Annotated in this window: 15 protein-coding genes; 5 read left to right on the top strand and 10 right to left on the bottom strand. The window is 35.1% G+C overall.

Annotation, left to right across the window (positions count from 1 at the left end):
- Positions 1-234: 234 nt before the first annotated feature.
- Genes FQU23_RS03800 through FQU23_RS03790 form a run of 3 tightly spaced genes read left to right on the top strand, consistent with a single transcriptional unit; the run spans position 235 to position 4973 of the window.
- Complete coding sequence (locus FQU23_RS03800) at positions 235-3072, top strand: TonB-dependent receptor (RefSeq protein ID WP_147672650.1); 2838 nt, start codon at positions 235-237, stop codon at positions 3070-3072.
- A 17-nt stretch (positions 3073-3089) separates the two neighbouring features.
- Positions 3090-4445 carry a DUF5689 domain-containing protein gene (locus tag FQU23_RS03795; RefSeq protein ID WP_147672649.1) on the top strand — a complete coding sequence of 452 codons (1356 nt, stop codon included), beginning with the start codon at positions 3090-3092 and terminating at the stop codon, positions 4443-4445.
- Positions 4446-4502: 57 nt separating this feature from the next.
- Positions 4503-4973: an FKBP-type peptidyl-prolyl cis-trans isomerase gene (locus FQU23_RS03790; RefSeq protein WP_147672648.1), complete on the top strand. Its 471-nt coding sequence runs from the start codon at positions 4503-4505 to the stop codon at positions 4971-4973.
- Between the two features lie 74 nt (positions 4974-5047).
- Here the strand turns inward: FQU23_RS03790 and FQU23_RS03785 are convergent, their stop codons facing one another.
- Both FQU23_RS03785 and FQU23_RS03780 read right to left on the bottom strand, forming a co-directional pair.
- Entirely contained in the window at positions 5048-7162 is a 2115-nt protein-coding gene (locus tag FQU23_RS03785) for a glycoside hydrolase family 97 protein (RefSeq protein WP_147672647.1), read from the bottom strand.
- Between the two features lie 256 nt (positions 7163-7418).
- The gene (locus FQU23_RS03780; RefSeq protein WP_147672646.1) at positions 7419-9065 is read right to left on the bottom strand and encodes a DUF6377 domain-containing protein; all 1647 of its coding nucleotides are present in this window, start codon (positions 9063-9065) and stop codon (positions 7419-7421) included.
- A gap of 256 nt (positions 9066-9321) precedes the next feature.
- Here FQU23_RS03780 and hflX point away from each other — a divergent pair, with 256 nt between their 5' ends.
- Positions 9322-10557, top strand: coding sequence for a GTPase HflX (gene hflX, locus FQU23_RS03775; protein ID WP_147672645.1), 1236 nt, complete (start codon positions 9322-9324; stop codon positions 10555-10557).
- Positions 10558-10634: 77 nt separating this feature from the next.
- Here hflX and FQU23_RS03770 read toward each other — a convergent pair whose 3' ends face one another.
- The 6 genes from FQU23_RS03770 to FQU23_RS03745 all read right to left on the bottom strand — a co-directional run bounded on the left by FQU23_RS03770 (position 10635) and on the right by FQU23_RS03745 (position 14579).
- Complete coding sequence (locus tag FQU23_RS03770; protein ID WP_132109224.1) at positions 10635-11483, bottom strand: DUF3078 domain-containing protein; 849 nt, start codon at positions 11481-11483, stop codon at positions 10635-10637.
- A 21-nt stretch (positions 11484-11504) separates the two neighbouring features.
- Positions 11505-12011 carry a DUF2480 family protein gene (locus FQU23_RS03765; RefSeq protein ID WP_147672644.1) on the bottom strand — a complete coding sequence of 169 codons (507 nt, stop codon included), beginning with the start codon at positions 12009-12011 and terminating at the stop codon, positions 11505-11507.
- Between the two features lie 78 nt (positions 12012-12089).
- Entirely contained in the window at positions 12090-12413 is a 324-nt protein-coding gene (locus tag FQU23_RS03760; protein WP_147672643.1) for an SUF system Fe-S cluster assembly protein, read from the bottom strand.
- Positions 12414-12500: 87 nt separating this feature from the next.
- A complete protein-coding gene (locus FQU23_RS03755) occupies positions 12501-12920 on the bottom strand; it encodes a SufE family protein (RefSeq protein ID WP_147672642.1) in 420 nt (139 codons plus the stop codon).
- A complete protein-coding gene (locus FQU23_RS03750) occupies positions 12910-13353 on the bottom strand; it encodes a hypothetical protein (protein WP_147672641.1) in 444 nt (147 codons plus the stop codon). Before FQU23_RS03750 ends, FQU23_RS03755 begins: the two co-directional genes overlap by 11 nt.
- Positions 13354-13364: 11 nt before the next feature.
- Positions 13365-14579, bottom strand: coding sequence for an aminotransferase class V-fold PLP-dependent enzyme (locus FQU23_RS03745; RefSeq protein ID WP_147672640.1), 1215 nt, complete (start codon positions 14577-14579; stop codon positions 13365-13367).
- Positions 14580-14736: 157 nt separating this feature from the next.
- On the opposite strand from FQU23_RS03745, the gene FQU23_RS03740 reads away from it, so the two are divergent.
- A complete protein-coding gene (locus FQU23_RS03740; RefSeq protein ID WP_147672639.1) occupies positions 14737-16083 on the top strand; it encodes a serine hydrolase domain-containing protein in 1347 nt (448 codons plus the stop codon).
- Positions 16084-16606: 523 nt separating this feature from the next.
- Here FQU23_RS03740 and FQU23_RS03735 read toward each other — a convergent pair.
- Both FQU23_RS03735 and FQU23_RS03730 read right to left on the bottom strand, forming a co-directional pair.
- Positions 16607-17863: an OmpA family protein gene (locus FQU23_RS03735; protein WP_147672638.1), complete on the bottom strand. Its 1257-nt coding sequence runs from the start codon at positions 17861-17863 to the stop codon at positions 16607-16609.
- A gap of 239 nt (positions 17864-18102) precedes the next feature.
- Positions 18103-18792: an HAD family hydrolase gene (locus tag FQU23_RS03730; RefSeq protein WP_147672637.1), complete on the bottom strand. Its 690-nt coding sequence runs from the start codon at positions 18790-18792 to the stop codon at positions 18103-18105.
- Positions 18793-18804: the final 12 nt, after the last annotated feature.

The raw sequence follows: 18804 nt of genomic DNA, 5'->3' as shown, positions 1-18804 counted from the left end.
CAGGTTTTAAATGTTTTACAGCTTTTTTAATACCACTCTTAAAAACTGCTTTCAACTTTATCTTTCTTGGTTTTAAACTAAATTTCCAAAAACATCTTTTTTTATCGCCGAAGCCGTATCCTATTATGGATGCTTTTATATGTCCGGAAGTAAAACCAATCCTAATTTATTTACAATTATAAGTTCCCAAATCAGTTTTGGGAATCCATTGCTACACTATAAAAAAATGGGATTATGAAAAAAGTTTTACTGACCGTTTTTGTTGTTTTTCAATTAGGATTTACTTTTGCGCAAAATAAAACGGGAATTCTGGGAATTGTATTGGATGCCAAAACACAGCTGCCTTTAGCTTTTGTGACGGTTTCAATTCAGAATACAAATGCCATGCAGCTCACTGCAGCTGATGGAAAATTCAGTTTTGAGGAGAATTCCGGTGGAGATCAATTGCTGCTTTTTCGTAGCCAAGGTTATAAAGACGCCTTAATTCCAGTAACTATCGAAGCAGGAAAACTTCTTGATCTAGGTACTATAATGTTAGAAGAAGATGAAATTTCCGACCAGCAACGAAGCTTAATCCGACTTTTTGAAAATGATTTAACAGATGATAATAGCGGGTCAGAGAGCACCTCGGGATTGCTGCAGTCTTCAAAAGATGCCTTTCAACAAGCCGCAGCTTTTAATTGGGGACAGGCACGTTTCCGAATTCGGGGATTGGATAGTGAGAATGCAACTACCATGATAAATGGAGTTTCCATGAACAAAGTGTACGACGGGCGACCACAATGGAGCAATTGGGGCGGACTAAATGATGCCACCCGAAATCAGGAGTTTACCATCGGTACCGCACCATCTGATTATGCTTTTGGCGGGATTTTAGGTACTCAAGAAATTAACACCCGTGCTTCCATTTATAGGACAGGAACCAGAATCACCATTTCAGGGACAAACACAAATTATAGAGGACGGGTCATGGGAACCTTTGCTTCAGGAATGAGTAGCAGCGGCTGGGCCTTCGTAGTGTCAGCAGGAAAAAGATACGCGCAAGAAGGACATTTTGAAGGAACAACCTACGATGCGAATTCACTGTTTCTGAGTGTCGAGAAGAGATTAACCGACAGTCATTCTCTAAATTTTACCGGATTTTATACGCCAAACAGTCGCGGTAAGAATTCACCAAATACCGCTGAGGTGACTGAATTAACGAGTAAAAACTACAATTCTTATTGGGGATACCAAAACGGCAAGCAAAGAAACGCCAGAGAAAAAAACATCGAAGAACCCATCTTGATGCTCAATCATTATTTTAAAATAAACGACCACAGCAATCTGAATTCTAGTGTGATGTATCAGTTTGGGAAAATAGGGAATAGCAATCTCGATTATCAAAATGCTAACAGTCCAGATCCTACTTATTTTAGAAAATTACCTAGTTATTACACTTCGTTGTACGGCAGTGACGAAGGAGAATATTCGGGTGCTTTTACACCTGATTTTGAAAATGCGGAGAAAAGCCGAATCCAGTTTTTGGCAAATCCTCAAATTGATTGGGACGCCATGTATAAAGCCAATCAAATTCCAATTTCAGATTCTAATGGAAATATCACGGGCTATGAAGCGGCTAAAAGTTACTATGTTTTATACGAAGACCGCACCGACGATGAAACCATGGTAGCTTCGTCTAACTTCAATACACAGCTAAATGAAAATCTGATTTTGAACGTGGGCGGATCTTTTAAGGATTTGAAATCACACAATTACCAGAAACTTTTGGACCTGCTAGGTGGTGCCTATTTTGAAGATATTGATGGATTCTATGGCGGCGATCAAGCACAATCGGATTTAAATAATCCAAACCGGCAAGTCGTTGTAGGGGATGCTTACGGTTATAACTACAAGTATTCGGCGACTATTTTTGAGGCTTTTAGCCAATTTAGATTTGCCTATGACCGCATCGATTTCTACTTGGCGCAGTCTTTCTCCGCTACGAATTATCAAAGAGAAGGCTTGTACAAAAACGGGATTTATGAAACGATTTCCTTTGGCAAAAGCCAGAAAGTGGGCTTTGAGAATTTTGGCTTTAAAGGTGGTGTTCTTTATAAAATATCAGGAAAGCAATCAGTGAATTTCAACGGAGCGCATTTGACTAAAGCACCTACAATTAGAAATACATTTCCCAATTCTCGCTTGAACAATTCTATTACAGACGGATTGCAAAGTGAAACGATAAATAGCCTTGATGCGACTTATGTTTTTCGTTTACCAAAGTTAAAAGCGCGGTTGACCGCTTATTATTCGACCATAAAAAATGCTACTAAAACTTCCTTTTTCTATGCAGAGGGTATTTTTGACAATGGCGCGGGATACACGAATACCAATGCTTTTGTAAGTCAAACGCTAACGCATTTCGATCGGAAAAACATTGGTGGGGAATTTAGTTTTGAATACCAATTGACCAGTACCATTAAAACAAGTGTTTCTGCTGGTTATGGTGAGTTTACTTATGATAGTAATCCGAATGTGAGTATCAATAATGATGCATTAGCGTCAGTAGAAAACACCAAACCCGCATTCGATTTTGGAAAGCCAATTTTAAAAAACTACAAACAAGCCGGCAATCCGCAACAGGCATACGGATTTGGTATTGATTACCGTGACCCTAAATATTGGTGGATAGGAACTAATATTAACTATCTGGCCGATAATTATATTGACGTTTCACCAATAGCAAGAACAAATGGTTTTTATATCAATCCCGCTAGTGGATTTCCTTTTCCAGAAGCTACAGAAGAGCGTGCAAGGGAGTTGTTAAAGCAGGAAAGATTTGATCCGGTAGTACTGCTCAACGTTATTGGAGGAAAATCATGGCGCATCAACGGAAAAAATTTAGGACTTTTTGTGAGTATCAACAATCTAGTCGATACTACCTATAAAACAGGCGGATACGAACAAGCTAGAAACGCCAACTTTAGACAACTCAATCAGGATGTTTCTAGTGGAACACCCTCTTTTGGAAATAAATATTATTACGGTTACGGCAGAACGTATTTCGTCAATCTCAATTTTAATTTTTAACTAAAAAAATCCGTATTATGAAATCTACTTTCCATAGTTTCCTTTTTATGTTTGTAAGTATTGCTATTTTTTCGGGCTGTGCAAATGATGCAGTAGAGATACCAAAACTGCAATGTACGCAGCCTGATTTTACTACTAATAAAACGGTAGCGGAAGTTCATGCTAATGCCGGTGCCATCGTTTCACAATATACATTTGACGATATTATTGAAGCCTACGTGGTTTCAAGTGATGAAAACGGCAATTTTTTTAAAACTATTTCTTTTCAAACTCTAGCAACCGAAACTATTCCAGCAATAGGATTTAGTGTTCCTGTAGATGTTAGTAATACCTATGTTGATTTTAGAGTGGGAAACAAAGTGTATGTAAAACTAAAAAACCAACATACCGATATAAATTATGGAAGTTTGCGCATCGGAGGTATTTATGTCAATTCCTATAGCGAAGGTGCTGTGGGTCGGCTTTCGCAAAACGATTATAAAAACGTGCTAAACGCTTCCTGTACAACTTTAGCTGAAAGTCTATTGGTTCGGTCGCTTTCGATTCCAGAATTAGTTTCTGATTCTAATTTAAACACCTTGGTCGAATTGTCTGATGTTCAGTTTACGGAGCCAGCTCTTGGTAGACATTATTTTGAAGAAACAAATAATGTGGGCGGCGCGACTAATTGGAGTTTAATAGATAAGTTTGGGAATCAGGTACTTTTTAGAACCAGTAGTTATGCTGACTTTGCCCAAAGTATGGTTCCTGGCGGAAGCGGGAAAGTGCGAGGGATTTTGACTAAGTTTGGCACCGATTATCAGTTACTCGCTCGCTCTGAAAAAGATGTTACGATGAAGGAAGCAAGAAAAACTCCTTTTTTCTCGCAAGATTTCCAAACCGTTGTCGATAAAACGAATTTAAGTCTTCCTGGCTGGTCAAACATTGTTCAGAGTGGCACAATTTTCTGGAAAGGAACCGTCTATTCTGGCAATGGATATGCCGAGTTTAATACTACGGGAGCCAAAGTGATTTCTAATATCGCTTGGCTGATTTCGCCAAAAATTGATATGGATACACATACTAATGAAATACTGACTTTTAGAACAGCGCAACATCATTTAGATGTAGATTCTCCTTTGAATTCATTAGATGTATTTGTCTCCAATAATTTTGATGGCTTAAATGTAACTAAGGCAACGTGGATTCCGCTAAAAGTGATCTTGCCTAAACAGGCTACACCTTGGTATCAGTTTGTGGGATCTGGTGGCGTGGACTTGTCTTCCTATACTGGGAAAATTAATATCGCTTTTAGATATACGGGCTCAGGAAGGAATCTGGCTTTAGATGGAGCTTTTCAGGTTGATGATGTGCAGGTTTATGGAGATAAATAATTTTTATAAATCGTAATTGTTGAATTTTATTATATTTGCGGCTAAATAAATTTAATTATGAAATCTATTTTTTTAGCAGTTGTTTCTTTATTGTTCGTTTCCTGTTTTCCAGATATGAATACAGATATAGAAACGCAACCCGTTGATTATACAGTTCAAAATGAAAAAGATATTACGGCATATATTGCTAAAAATAATCTGACCGCCATAAAAAGCGATTCAGGCTTGTTTTATGTAATTGATGTAGCGGGAGAAGGGGCACAACCAACAGCTTCATCTACTGTAACTGTAGAGTACAGAGGATATTTTACCAATGGTTCTGTTTTTGATGGAGGTAAACCGGGAGGTCTTACTATTGGTTTACAACAAGTTATAAGAGGATGGACAGAAGGGATTCCTTATTTTAAAGAAGGCGGTAGCGGTATTCTTTTAGTACCTTCTCACTTAGGATATGGAAGTTACGATCGTAATGGTATTCCAGGTGGTTCAGTACTTATTTTTGATGTTAAACTGATCAAAGTAAATTAGATTAAGATTATTATAAAAACAGAAAAGGCTGTCTAAATTTTAGACAGCCTTTTCTAGTTTTAATACATTAATTATTAATTACGTTCAATAATACTAATGGCATAACCTCCGCCTGGAACACTCAATTGAGATAGTTTAGACTTACTAGTTACTGTAACTGTGCGAATAGTATAGGCTTGCGGATTCGTTTTATAATGTGCATCTTTTGCATCAGCATAGATTGTAGCAGTATATTTCTTTCCTTTTTCTAAGAAATCAAATTTAATATTCGAAGTACGAGACGTTTCGCCATTTACATTCCCTACAAACCAGTTGTTAGTTCCTTTTGCTTTTCTCGCTGCGGTAATATATTGTCCAGGCTCCGCTTCTAGATATTTGCTGTCGCTCCAATCGATCGCTACATCTTTGATGAATTGAAAAGCATCTAGAAAGCGATTGTAATTTTCCGGTAAATCAGCCGCCATTTGTAACGGACTGTACATAGTAACATACAAAGCCAACTGGTTTGCAATCGTACTATTTACATGTGATCCATTGTCAGGATTTAATTTACTTAGATCCATTTCGAAAATTCCAGGCGTATAATCCATTGGCCCACCAATTAATCTTGTAAAAGGCAATAAGGTAACGTGGTTGGGTTTAGAACCACCAAAAGATTGGTATTCCGTTCCTCTAGCTGATTCATTTCCAATTAAGTTGGGATAAGTTCTTGAAATTCCAGTAGGACGCACAGCCTCGTGCGCATTAACCATAATTTTATAGTCGGCAGCTTTTTCTATTGCATACTGATAATGGTTTACAACCCATTGATTGTAATGATTTTCACCTTGTGGTAAAATATTCCCTACATATCCACTTTTTACCGACGTGTAGCCATTGTCATTCATGAATTGGTAGGCTTTGTCCATGTGGCGTTCGTAGTTGCGTATTGATCCAGAAGTCTCATGGTGCATCATCATTTTAACCCCTTTAGATTTTGCATATTCCTGAATACCTTTTACATCAAAATCAGGATAGGGAGTTACAAAGTCAAAAACATAATCTTTAGAATGACCAAACCAGTCTTCCCAACCTTGATTCCAACCCTCTACTAAGACAGCGTCAAAACCATGTAGAGCAGCAAAATCAATATATTTTTTGACATTAGCAGTTGTCGCTCCATGTGTGCCATTTGGTTTTGCTTTTGAATAATCGGTTATTCCAAGTTGTACAGATGGATATTCATTAGTGTACGACCAAGAACTTTTTCCGGTAATCATTTCCCACCAAACTCCAATATATTTAACCGGTTTAATCCAAGATGTATCCTCAATTTTTGAAGGTTCGTTTAAGTTCAATGTCATTTTTGAAGCCAAAATAGCTCTAGCATCGTCGCTTACCATAACAGTACGCCAAGGAGAACTATTTGGCGCTTGCATGTAACCTTTGTCTCCAATTGCATCTGGAGTTAACCAAGATTCGAAAATCATATTTTTATCATCTAGATTCAAGTGCATGCATGAATAATCGATTAATGCCGCTTCATGAAGATTGATGTACAGTCCGTCAGTAGATTTCATCATCAAAGAAGTTTGAACTCCCGTTGTAGAAAACGAAGTTTGAGATAGATTAGCTGTTCTAGCTTTCTCATTTAAGCCTCTAATTTCAGATAATTTTGAAGTCGTAAAATCATATTCTTGAGTATCGTAATCTCCAGGAATCCAAAATGCGGTATGATCTCCTGCCATCGCAAATTGTGTTCTTTCTTCTTTGATTACAAAATAAGTCAGGTTCTTTTGAGTTGGAAATTCATAACGGAAACCAAGACCTTCGTCAAATAAACGAAAACGAATTACGATCTGTCTGTCTGTTCCTTTTTGGTTTAAAGTAACAGCAAGTTCATTATAATGATTGCGTATTTCGGCTACTTCACCCCAAACTGGTTTCCAGTTTTCGTCGAAAGTGGCGGTTTTTGTATCTACTATTGTGAAATCATTCAGCAATGATTTTTCGTCATTTTTAAGTACTAAACCTAACTTACTGGTTTTAATAACTTCTTTGTTTTTGTATTTTAAAGCATAGGTTGGAGTTCCGTCATTTTGCAACGAAAAGTCCATTGTAAAAGCTTTATTTGGCGACTTTAATTGTTGGGCATTGGCACCACTAAATAAAGTAAGACAGAAAAAGCACGTGAAAATTAAATGTTTCATTTTTCGAATAAATTAATTATTAATGTTTTTTGTAGTTCATAGGGAACTTCGATATAGTAAATATATACCCTTTGTCGCTTTAAAGTTTTTGTGATTTTTAAAAAGTAGATTCTGTACGTATTTTTAAAGCGTAATATACTGATTATGATTTAATTGTAGTTATTTTAGAATAAAAAAAAGTAGGGTGTTTTTATTCGAAAAACAGATCTATTAATCAGTTTTAGATGCTAAATGTACGTTTGCAATTTAGGTCTCGTTACTTTATTCCAGTTCCTATTCGCATCACATTTGCCTCAAATTCCTCGCGGGGTCCTGCGGCTTTATTTTTAATTTGGGATCTATAATTATAAATAGTTGAAACAGAATAGCGAAGAAAAACTGCTATTTTAGCACTGTCCTTAATCCCCAAACGAATTAGTGCTACGATTCGTAATTCGGTGTTGAGGAGTTCTCCTTCTTTCAGCTGAGTTAATTCGGTATCAATCAGCAAAGATTCAAATTCAGTGATGAAGTCAGGAAAGAGTAGCAAAAAAGTAGTGTCAAAATTGGTGTAAAACTCTTTTAATTCGGCTTCAATAAACTGTTTTGATTTAATGGCGCTGATGAGGTTATTCATTTTTCCTGCGGTTGCCATCACATTCAATTTTCGGCGATAGCCTTCTAATTTTCCAATATAATCAGAACATTGATCCATGTATTTACCAATGTAGATTTCTTTTACAAGATTAGTTTCTGTAAGTGAACTATTCGTCTCCTTAAGTTTTAAATTGATGGTTTGTAAGACAACATTAAGCTCAGTCAATTGTGAATTTGCGTAGTTTAAATCCTTTTGGGCAATCTTTAATTTTTTCATTTGCTTAAAAAGCAAAATCAGTACAATTAATAAGATTATAGTCAATAAACTTAAGCTTATAAGAAATAACCAAAGTTGTTTTTGGTTCTTTTGATTCTGATGTTCATAAGCTTCATTGATGATAGGCATCATTTTAGAAATTTCGTAGGTTCTTAACCGTGCATTGCAAAAGAGTGCGTCTTCTAAGGAGCGTTGCAAGTATTTGTAAGCTCTGTCGATATCACCTTCTTCATATAGTAAAAAGGCTAGGTTTCGCAGCGAAATGTTTTCTTTCTTGGTCAACTTCAAATCAGAAATGGCAGAAATTGCCAACCATTTTTTCTCGGCTTCGCGGTCTTTTTTCTCTTGATAGATGTTAGAAATGATGTAAGCAAAAACGGCCCGATCCGGATCAGAAAGAGATATAGTAGGGAAAATGCTAAGAAGCTGACGCAACGATTGATCCTCTTGCTTATTTTTAATTAATTGCTCCGTCTGAATGATAATATGCTGTCTAGCATTTTTAGGGATATACGAAAGCGTGGAGTCACGGTATTTTTGAGTTAAGGCAGCATATTTTTCTTTTTCATATGCAGAGGTTGCATAATCATACATGTAACTATAAAGCATTCGATTAACAGCGTAATATGAACCTCTTAAATCTGGAGAGCTATTGCCTTGGTTTTTTGCTAGAATGTCAGTTGCTTCTTTGTACATGCCTAAAGTTCCCATTATCGAAGCAAGCTTAAGGGCGGCTTGATCACTCCTTTTGGAATCTTTTAGTCTAATAGCGATTTGCATACTTTTTCGAGCAAAAACTAAAGCGGAATCCGATTTATAAACTCGGTATTCTTCGTATAGCTGGTCATACAATTCCTGTTTTTGAAGATCACTCGATGTGGGTTTTAAAAGCTGTTTTAGGGAATCAATTGTATGCTCTTTTTGGTTCGAATAGAATTGGTGATTCTCAATCGTTTGATCTAGTTCCTTTAGTAAAGCCGCTGAATTTTCTTGAGCCAAAAGCAGCGCTGGAAAAAGCAAAACAAAGAAGAGAGGCAAAAATCGATTCATTAAAAGAAAATTATAGTCGCGTAAAATTAAATAAAAATACATAGGAATTACTACGTCCTATTGCTAATTAAATAAGGCTTTTTTAGTTGTAACAAATAAGAATCAATAGTTTTCAAAATTTTTAGTGGCTAAAGAAAAATCGATTACTGGTTTTAAACTGTGAAAAACTATCATTTTTCACGGCTTTTGGTTTTTATAAAGACATAAATTCCATAAGTAGCGTGCAAATCATTAAATTTGTAGCTTATACAAAGATATGTTAGAAAAAGAAGTAATAAATTTCGAAAAAACAGCCATTGTTGGGATTGTAACTCAAAATCAAAGTGAAGAGAAACTTAATGAATATCTTGACGAATTAGAGTTTCTAACTTTTACAGCAGGTGGCGAAGTGGTGAAGCGTTTTACACAGAAAATGGAACGACCTAATCCTAAAGCTTTTGTAGGAACAGGTAAAATAGAAGAAATTCACTTATATGTAAAAGAGAATGAGATTTCAACATTGATTTTTGATGATGAATTGACTCCTTCGCAACAAAAAAATATTTCTAAAATTATTGTAGAATGTAAAATCCTGGATAGAACACACCTTATCCTGGATATATTTGCGCAAAGAGCCGAGACTTCTTATGCCAGAACGCAAGTAGAATTAGCGCAATGCCAATACTTATTGCCTAGACTTTCTGGAATGTGGACTCACTTAGAACGTCAAAAAGGGGGAATTGGAATGCGTGGACCTGGAGAGACAGAAATCGAAACAGACAGACGTATTGTGCGTGATAGAATTGCCTTATTGAAAGATAAAATCAAAGCGATTGACAAGCAAATGGGCACGCAACGTGGTAATCGCGGCGCTATGGTTCGTGTAGCTTTGGTAGGTTATACTAACGTGGGAAAATCAACTTTGATGAATGCTGTCGGTAAAAGTGATGTTTTTGTCGAAAACAAGCTTTTTGCCACTTTGGACACTACAGTTCGAAAAGTAGTTATTAAAAACCTGCCTTTCTTGCTTTCTGATACAGTAGGTTTCATTCGAAAATTACCTACACAATTAGTAGATTCTTTTAAGAGTACGCTGGATGAGGTTCGAGAAGCTGATCTGTTATTACATGTTGTTGATATTTCGCATCCGGAATTTGAAGACCATATTGCATCAGTGAATCAAACATTAATGGATATCAAAGCAAATGACAAACCAGTTATTATGGTCTTTAATAAAATTGATGCCTACAAGCATTTGACCATTGATGAAGACGATTTAATGACAGAGAAAACACCAAGACACAATACGCTTGAAGAGTGGAAGTCAACTTGGATGAGTCGAGTAGGTGAGGATAATGCCTTGTTCATTTCGGCAACCAACAAAGAAAATTTTGAAGAGTTTAGAGAACGCGTTTACGAAGCGGTAAGACACATACACATTACTCGTTTTCCTTACAATAAGTTTTTATATCCTGATTATAAAGATGCGGTTGAGAAAGAAGAAAAGGAATAACTTTTCTTTATTATATAAAATATGAAATCCCTTTTGAATAATTTTCAAAAGGGATTTTTCTTAAAATGAAATTTTATTTAAAAACCGTAATTCACTCCTATTCCAAATATTTCTCTTACCTGAACTGCTTTTACTGAATTGTCATCATAAATAGCTTGTACAGCTACGTTTGCCGATAGATACTTGTTTATTTTCATCACCAGATTCATTTGGTAGTCGATATCGACATTCTGCGGATTATCTAGATAGTTAGAATATAAATTCAGTCGATTCTCAATGGACACATTTGCCATCACATTAAATTTATAGTATCCAGAAATGCTAGCGCCAAATTCAAATCGAGAATTATCGCCTTGTAAAACACCAAATGACGGACCAAGATCAGTAAAGTGATTGTGTACCAAAATCAATTTTGCAGTAGCGGGAGAAAAATTCACACTCAGATTATTGCTTTTTTTCCATAACATTCCAGGTCCAAATTGGGTATAGGCTGGAGAGAAAAAATGAGAAATCTTCTGGTTGTCTTTATCATAACCAGAATCCATCTGCGTTTTGAAATTGAAAAATATAGAGTAATACCAGTCACCGCGAGCTTTTTTTCCCCAAAGAGAATTCAATTCCAAACGATCATCGGTTTTTGCGGACATCTCAGCTCCTTTTATTTTAGTTAAACCATAAGCCAGGATAAATTTATTATCCCAAACGACATCACCTTTTTTATAGTTGAAGTCATAGTTTATACCGAAATTCCCAGCTATGTTCGAAGTTCCACCGCCTAGCCACTGCTTATTATACGCTGATTGGTTGAAAAGCAAAGAGATATTTCCGTTTTTTGTCCAAACTTTAGTAGTGTCTATTGGAGTTTCCTGAGCATTTCCAAAAAACACAGCTAAAATAAATACGATAGAAAGTATTGATTTTTTCATGATCCAATATTTTAATTGATACTATTTTTTTGCTTTGTATAAGGGAACTGCTGAACAAGCTTCTCCATACATAATGCTACGTGCGAAGGGTTGTAAATTTTGAGCAGCTATTACATAAGCACGCATTGGCACTGGTTTTTGAGAACAGCCTTTTATAATAATTGATTTATTGGCATAAGACGAATAGTCAATTTTAGCTAGTAACTCTTCATACAAAGCGGCGTTTAAATCGTCAATGTTTCCATTTACTACTTTCTTAGCGAAAGGAGCCAGTTGGATTGTAACTAAGATAGAAGCCCATGCCGGAACAATGGCGTCTGTGCTGCAGTTGATGGCCACAAACTGATCTTGGTACTGCGTCCAATCGTAATTTTTAAGATGTTCCCTAAAGTCTTTTTCTTTCAATAAAAATCCTTCCAAGAGCCATTGCGAAATGTCAACCTGAGAGCGAATGCCTTTTGGATAGTAATCTTCTAAGTCGAATACTTCCAAAGCACTATTTGCAACTTTATTAATTATTTCTTCCATATAAAAGTCTTAAAGTCGAAGGTCGAAAGTCATAAAGTACATCGTTATGGCCTTTATGACTTTTGACTTTATAACTAATTAAAGCATTCCTAATTCTAATTTAGCTTCTTCGCTCATTAAATCTTTACTCCAAGGTGGATCGAAAGTAATTTCCACTTCAGCATCTTTTACATGCTCGATTGATCTCACTTTTTCTTCTACTTCTCTAGGTAAACTTTCTGCAACGGGGCAGTTAGGAGAGGTAAGTGTCATCAAGATTTTAACTTCATAATCAGTATTTACCATTACATCGTATATTAATCCTAATTCATAAATATCTACAGGGATTTCAGGGTCGTAAATTGTTTTTAATTTCTTTACGATTGCTTCTCCTAATTCGTTTGTGTCTATTTCTTGTGTCATTTTTGTTTTAGTTTTATTCTGTTTTTGTGTGGTCAAACATTTAAGTAATGTAAGTTTTTAATTTATTATTTGACATAAATTTTAAAATCAATTCTTCGAGTTGAATGCCAATGCATACATTTTAATGTTTTTTATCATCGAAACCAAACCGTTTGCACGAGTGGGTGATAGATGTTCTTTAAGTCCTATTTCATCGATAAAATCCATATTAGATTCCAGAATATCTGATGCCGATTGATTAGAAAAAGTCCGGATCAAAATAGCGATAATTCCTTTTGTCAAAATAGCATCGCTGTCGGCAGTGAAGACGACTTTGTCATCGTTTTGCTCTCCCTGCAACCACACTTTCGATTGGCAGCCTTTTATCAAATTGTTTTCGGTCTTGAATTCTTCTTTAATTAACGGAAGTTTTTTTCCTAATTCGATGATGTATTCATAGCGCTCCATCCAGTCATCAAACATGGAGAATTCGTCTACTATTTCGTCTTGTATTTCTTTAATTTTCATCGTTTTGTTTTGCAAATGAATTTATTTTATTTACGAATTTTTTAATCTCTTTTGGTGGAAAACCATGATCAAAACTAGTCGTTTCATAAGTTATATCTTTATAAATGATTTTAAAATTAGCAATTGCCGCACCATCATAAAAACGTTTTTCGGTTGGTGCTTTCAGTTTTGGCAAGCTATCCAATTCGACTTTTTTGAAACAATTTACTAATTGTTCCCAATCTTGCTCTTCTATTTTTGTAGTCAAGACTTTGTCATTTCCGCTCCTATCTTTTGAAATTGTGACCATTTGATTTTGAACCGTTATTTTTTGGTAAAAACCTCTTGAATTAGCGGTATACTCAATAACTGCCGATTCTAAGTCTTGCTTGTTTTGACCTTCACAGCTTTTTCCAAGGAAAATAGTCAGTAATAATATAGATAGTATTCTCATCGTTTGTAAACTTAAGATAACATTAGAGTAGCTCTTTTTACAGCTTCAACCATTACGTCAATTTCTTCTTTGGTATTGTAAAAAGAGAATGATGCTCGTATTGTTCCTGGAATATTGAAATGATTCATAATCGGTTGCGCGCAATGATGCCCAGTTCTAACCGCTATTCCTAATTTGTCAATTATGGTGCCAATGTCGTACGGATGAATGCCTTTGATATTAAACGAAATTACGGAAGTTTTTTCTTTAGAGGTACCAAAAATTTTCAAACCTTCAATTTCCAATAGGCGTTTAGTCCCGTACTCTAATAATTCCAACTCTTGTTTTTGAATATTTTCAAAACCAACCTCATTCATATAATCTATTGCAGTTCCTAAAACGATTCCGCCGGCAATATTTGGGGTTCCCGCTTCAAATTTATGAGGTAGTTCCGCATAAGTTGTTTTTTCGAAAGTCACCTCTTTGATCATTTCGCCACCACCTTGATAAGGAGGAAGTTTATTCAACCAAGCCTCTTTTCCGTATAAAATTCCCACTCCAGTTGGTCCGCACATTTTATGTCCTGAAAAAACATAAAAGTCACAATCTAAATCTTGAACGTCTGGCTTTAAATGGGGAACTGCTTGGGCTCCATCAATTAAAATAGCAGCTCCCACAGCATGCGCTTGATCAATCATGTACTTGATTGGGTTGATAGTCCCTAGCGCATTCGAAATATGATTTGTGGTAACGATTTTAGTCTTTTTCGAAAGTAATTTATCGAATTCTGCCATGATTAATTCCCCTTTTTCATTCATGGGAATGACTTTAAGAACGGCTCCCGTTTTCTCACACAGCATTTGCCAAGGCACAATGTTACTATGGTGTTCTAATGCCGAAACCAATACTTCGTCACCTGGTTTTAAAATAGCAGCAAATCCGTTAGCAACTAAATTGATTCCGAAAGTAGTTCCTGAAGTAAAAAGTACTTCATGAGAATGTTTGGCGTTGATATGATTTTGAATTTTTCCACGAGAAATTTCATATGCATCAGTGGCCAGTTGGCTTAAAGTATGTACTCCACGATGAATATTGGCATTGATTTCCTGATAGTATTTTGAAATAGCATCAATCACAACTTGCGGTTTCTGTGATGTGGCTCCGTTGTCGAAATAAATTAAAGGTTTTCCGTTCACTTTTTGTGAAAGTATAGGAAAATCGGCTCTTATTTTTTGAATATCTAGCATAATTATTTAGAAAAGTTCTAAATACAAAAGTACTAAAATCCAAATTGTTTCTGCTGCTAATTTGCTGTTTTTTATCTTTGTTTCTTATGCTAGTATCAAAATATAATATTGGTCTATTGATTAGATATTTTGTTAAATTGCATTAAATATTTGTCAAATGAAAAAATTCTTCAAACTCATAGGTTTTGCCGCTTTAATAGGAATCATTTATTACGGATCTATTACTTATCCTAAATTAGACTTGATTTCAGGCTTTTCAGCCAAAAGTATTGCCTCGGGACATTTCATGGATCATCGTTCGATGGAGGCGATTGAAAAAGGCGATAACGATATTAAGATGATTGATTTGGCTACAAATAAAATTGATGAAAACGGTCAATTTACGACAGCTTCGGTTTATGGATTGAAAGAACGAAAAGCGATTTATCGAGAAGGACTCGGTGTTACTTTGATAGACTCTGATTTTGATACATCCGCAGCATATGAGGTTCCTAATAGAAGCAAATTAAATTCTGATTTGCCTTTCCCTTATGGTAATCTAGATCAGAAAGATACTGTTTTGAGTTCAGTTGACTATTCGAAATTAAATGCGGCTGTGTCCAATGCTTTTGATAAAGCAGGAAAAAAACATAAAAGAACACGTTCTGTAATAGTCATACACAAGGACCAAATTATTGCCGAGAAATATGATATTGGTTTCAACAAAGACAGCAAAATTCTGGGCTGGTCCATGACTAAAAGTATTACGGCGACAATGTTTGGAATACTTGAAAAACAAGGAAAGTATGATATTTACAAGTCGGCGCCAATAGTAGAGTGGCAGAATGATAAGCGCAAAAACATTACCACTAATGATCTGCTTCATATGAATTCTGGACTCGAGTGGGAAGAGAATTACAGTACAATTTGTGATGCTACAAAAATGCTTTTTCAATCAAAGAATATGGGAAGAGTGCAACTGGAAAAGCCGTCAATATTTGTATCTAATACGCATTGGAACTATTCTTCTGGAACGACAAACTTATTGTCGTACATTTTGAGAAATCAGTTTAAAACACATCAAGAATATCTTGATTTTTGGTATTCTGCATTGATTGATAAAATAGGGATGCATTCGATGGTGCTCGAAACGGATATGGCGGGTAATTATGTAGGATCGTCCTACGGCTGGGCTACGACGCGTGATTGGTCAAAATTTGGTTTGCTGTACTTGCATAAAGGAAATTGGAATGGAGAGCAAATTTTGGATGAAAGTTGGGTGAAGTATGTGGCAACTCCTACTGCTACTTCAAAAGGTGGTTACGGCGCTCATTTTTGGTTAAATGCTGGCGGAAAATTCCCAGACGTTCCACGCGATATGTATTATTGTAGCGGGTTTCAAGGACAGATGGTAGCTATTATTCCATCGTTAGATTTGGTCATTGTACGCATGGGTTTAAAAGAAAGTCCTGATTTCGATTTCAACGCATTTTTAAAAGGAATTATCGAAAGTGTAAACGGATAGTTTTAGAATTACCATCAAAGGAAATAATAGTATTTGATATTCGATTTAAGAAAATATATCAAAACGAGAGTTGAGCAGTGATTTGTAAAATCTTAGTATCGAAATTACTGTGATTTTTTTCATATCTGTATTCTAACATTTAGTTTGTTATTTCGTCAGAGGAGGAATCTCAATAAACTACTCAAGTAATTAGAATTGCTGTCTCGTTCCAAAAATGAAAAAGAATGAAAAGTTTGAGTTTATTTTTTATTGTATTCTCTTCAAAAGTCAAACAGTATTATTAAGGTGTGATATTTATAGAAACCTCCTTAATCTATATGAAACCTGAATTATTGTAAAGACAAAGTTATAAGCCGAAACTAAAACGAACAAATTAGCTTATTTTACAATAATGAAACTAGTTACAAAAAGAATGAGCCCGATACAATATCGGGCTCATTTTATATAAAGCATTTATTAAATTTCCAAACCTTTATGGAAGTTCAATATTCCATTTTAGGTTTTTCTATAATTTAATAATAAATTATTTTATTCTGTAAGTTACTTTTCTAACTAATTTTCTAGCCATTTCAGAATCTTTTTGAACTGAATTGTCTTCACCTGCTGCAACAATATTTAATCTGTTAGCATCAATATTAGCTTTCATTAAGATCTTTTTCACATTGTTAGCTCTTGCATTAGACAATTTGTCATTGTATGCAGAGTTTCCTAATTCGTCAGCATGACCTGTAATTTCAACAGATGCAGAAGGATTAGCTCTTAAGTAAGTCACGATAAAATCGATACCTTCAGTAGAAACGTTAGATGGAGTTGATTTGTCAAAATCAAAATAAGTAGCTACATAACCACCATTGATTAAACCTTTAACTACTTCATTGTCGTTAAAAGAACCAGATTTGTCATTTTTGTTAACGTAGTTAGCCATTAAATAGCTTTCTAATTCGTCAGGAACGTTATTGTTGTTTAAGTCAATCGCTCTTCCTTTAGTATCAACCATTACACCAGAAACTGTATTTTTTTCTAAGTCTAAGTAATCAGCAACACCATCTTGATCAGTATCGATTAACATAGTTTCAAGATTATCAACTCTACCAGTTAAAGCGATTACATCTTTGTCTACTAAAGTTACCCAGTCAGCATGTTTTTCATTTTTACCTAAGTAAACTGTTAAACCTACAGTTCCGTTAAAAAGTACTCCTGCAAATCCAGGTGTTCTTACGTTACTTGCACCATCAAAAGTACGATTTTGTTTAGCATTAAGGATTGTTGTGAAATCTCCAGTTAATGCAATTCTGTTAGATAATTTAATTTGACCTGTTACACCAGCCATAAAGTTACCCATTTTATCTGTTCCTGTGCTATTTTCAGCTTCACCAAAACCTAAACCAAAACCAGCATGACCTAATAATCCAAGTGTGTTAGTCCAAGTTTCAAAATTCATGATTCTTCCTAAGTTAGCAACTGCTTGTAAATCTGCTCTGTAATATTTAGAGTCAAATCCGATTGAGTTTTCTCCTTCTTTAAAGCTGTTGTATCCGAAGTCAGCTTTTAAACCAAACTTGTTGTTAAACATGTATCTAACTCCTAGATCAGCTACATAAGCACTTGTTACTGCAGTTCTGTATCCAGCAGTCATAGGTCTCATAGGTTTGTTTAAACCTCCAGCTAATTCAACAGACCATTTGTTAAATTCAGGATTAATTGTTTGTACTGGCTCTGTTTGAGCTGAAATTGTAGAGAATGCCGCAGCAAAAACCAACGTAAGTATACCTTTTTTCATTTTTCTTTAAATTTAGAATTTAGAATTTAGGCAAAAGTAACACATTTTGTTTAATAAGAAATTTCGAACAGTAAATTATGTAAAAAATATAGATAATTACATAAAAAAAAGGGAATAACCCTTATTTAGTGGGGGGAGATTGTATTTTTCATAAAATTTTATCTGATTTTGACGGAATTTTGTATTCTATTTTAATAGATATGTAGTTAAATAACAGTTTTTTAGTAAGAAAAAAGGTTTTATTTTAGCTTTTTTAGAACCTCAGTTATTTTTTCATGAGCCATAAAATTTTCATGCACTATTTTGTGGTCAATTTTTTCGTGTTCCCAAGTAGTATGAAACGGAATATGAGCAGCATAACCTCCAATAGCCAGAACTGGTAAAACATCCGATTTTAATGAGTTTCCAATCATGAAAAATTCAGAAGGTTCAATTTCTAAACGTTTTATCAAATCAGAGTAGTCAATTTCCTGTTTGTCTGACATCACCTCGATGTGGTGAAAATATTTCCCTAGTCCGGAATTGTGTAGTTTTCTTCGTTGGTCTAATAAGTCACCTTTGGTGGCAACAACTAACTTATATTTTCCATGCAATGCTTGTAGTGTTTCTTCTACACCTTCTAATAATACAATAGGTTTTTCTGTTAACTCTTTTCCGTACTGGATTATACGCTCAATTACTTCGATTGAGATGGTGTTATTTGAGATTTTCATCGCCGCTTCAATCATGGAAAGAATATAGCCTTTGATGCCATAACCATATAATTTTAAATTGTCGATTTCGATTTTAAATAGCTCTTTTGAAATTCCTTGATGTGATAGGTAATCACTCATTAAACTGCAAAATTTCTCTTCTGTTTCAGCAAAATAGGTTTCGTTTATGAATAAGGTGTCATCTGCGTCGAAAGCTATTACTTTTAAATTTTTCATATTATTTTTTAG

Origin of the sequence: Flavobacterium sp. XN-5, from assembly GCF_008033395.2 — a bacterium.
GTDB lineage: Bacteria > Bacteroidota > Bacteroidia > Flavobacteriales > Flavobacteriaceae > Flavobacterium > Flavobacterium hiemivividum.
This window is presented reverse-complemented; position numbering and strand designations above follow the sequence as displayed.

What these genes read in the sequence shown, in the direction of transcription:
- FQU23_RS03740 (WP_147672639.1), top strand. Translation starts at nt 14,737, where the DNA reads ATGAAAAAATTCTTCAAACTCATAGGTTTTGCCGCTTTAATAGGAATC.
- FQU23_RS03795 (WP_147672649.1), top strand. Translation starts at nt 3,090, where the DNA reads ATGAAATCTACTTTCCATAGTTTCCTTTTTATGTTTGTAAGTATTGCT.
- FQU23_RS03745 (WP_147672640.1), bottom strand. Translation starts at nt 14,579, where the DNA reads ATGCTAGATATTCAAAAAATAAGAGCCGATTTTCCTATACTTTCACAA.
- FQU23_RS03735 (WP_147672638.1), bottom strand. Translation starts at nt 17,863, where the DNA reads ATGAAAAAAGGTATACTTACGTTGGTTTTTGCTGCGGCATTCTCTACA.
- FQU23_RS03790 (WP_147672648.1), top strand. Translation starts at nt 4,503, where the DNA reads ATGAAATCTATTTTTTTAGCAGTTGTTTCTTTATTGTTCGTTTCCTGT.
- FQU23_RS03780 (WP_147672646.1), bottom strand. Translation starts at nt 9,065, where the DNA reads ATGAATCGATTTTTGCCTCTCTTCTTTGTTTTGCTTTTTCCAGCGCTG.
- FQU23_RS03765 (WP_147672644.1), bottom strand. Translation starts at nt 12,011, where the DNA reads ATGGAAGAAATAATTAATAAAGTTGCAAATAGTGCTTTGGAAGTATTC.
- FQU23_RS03785 (WP_147672647.1), bottom strand. Translation starts at nt 7,162, where the DNA reads ATGAAACATTTAATTTTCACGTGCTTTTTCTGTCTTACTTTATTTAGT.
- FQU23_RS03730 (WP_147672637.1), bottom strand. Translation starts at nt 18,792, where the DNA reads ATGAAAAATTTAAAAGTAATAGCTTTCGACGCAGATGACACCTTATTC.
- hflX (WP_147672645.1), top strand. Translation starts at nt 9,322, where the DNA reads ATGTTAGAAAAAGAAGTAATAAATTTCGAAAAAACAGCCATTGTTGGG.
- FQU23_RS03750 (WP_147672641.1), bottom strand. Translation starts at nt 13,353, where the DNA reads ATGAGAATACTATCTATATTATTACTGACTATTTTCCTTGGAAAAAGC.
- FQU23_RS03760 (WP_147672643.1), bottom strand. Translation starts at nt 12,413, where the DNA reads ATGACACAAGAAATAGACACAAACGAATTAGGAGAAGCAATCGTAAAG.
- FQU23_RS03770 (WP_132109224.1), bottom strand. Translation starts at nt 11,483, where the DNA reads ATGAAAAAATCAATACTTTCTATCGTATTTATTTTAGCTGTGTTTTTT.
- FQU23_RS03755 (WP_147672642.1), bottom strand. Translation starts at nt 12,920, where the DNA reads ATGAAAATTAAAGAAATACAAGACGAAATAGTAGACGAATTCTCCATG.
- FQU23_RS03800 (WP_147672650.1), top strand. Translation starts at nt 235, where the DNA reads ATGAAAAAAGTTTTACTGACCGTTTTTGTTGTTTTTCAATTAGGATTT.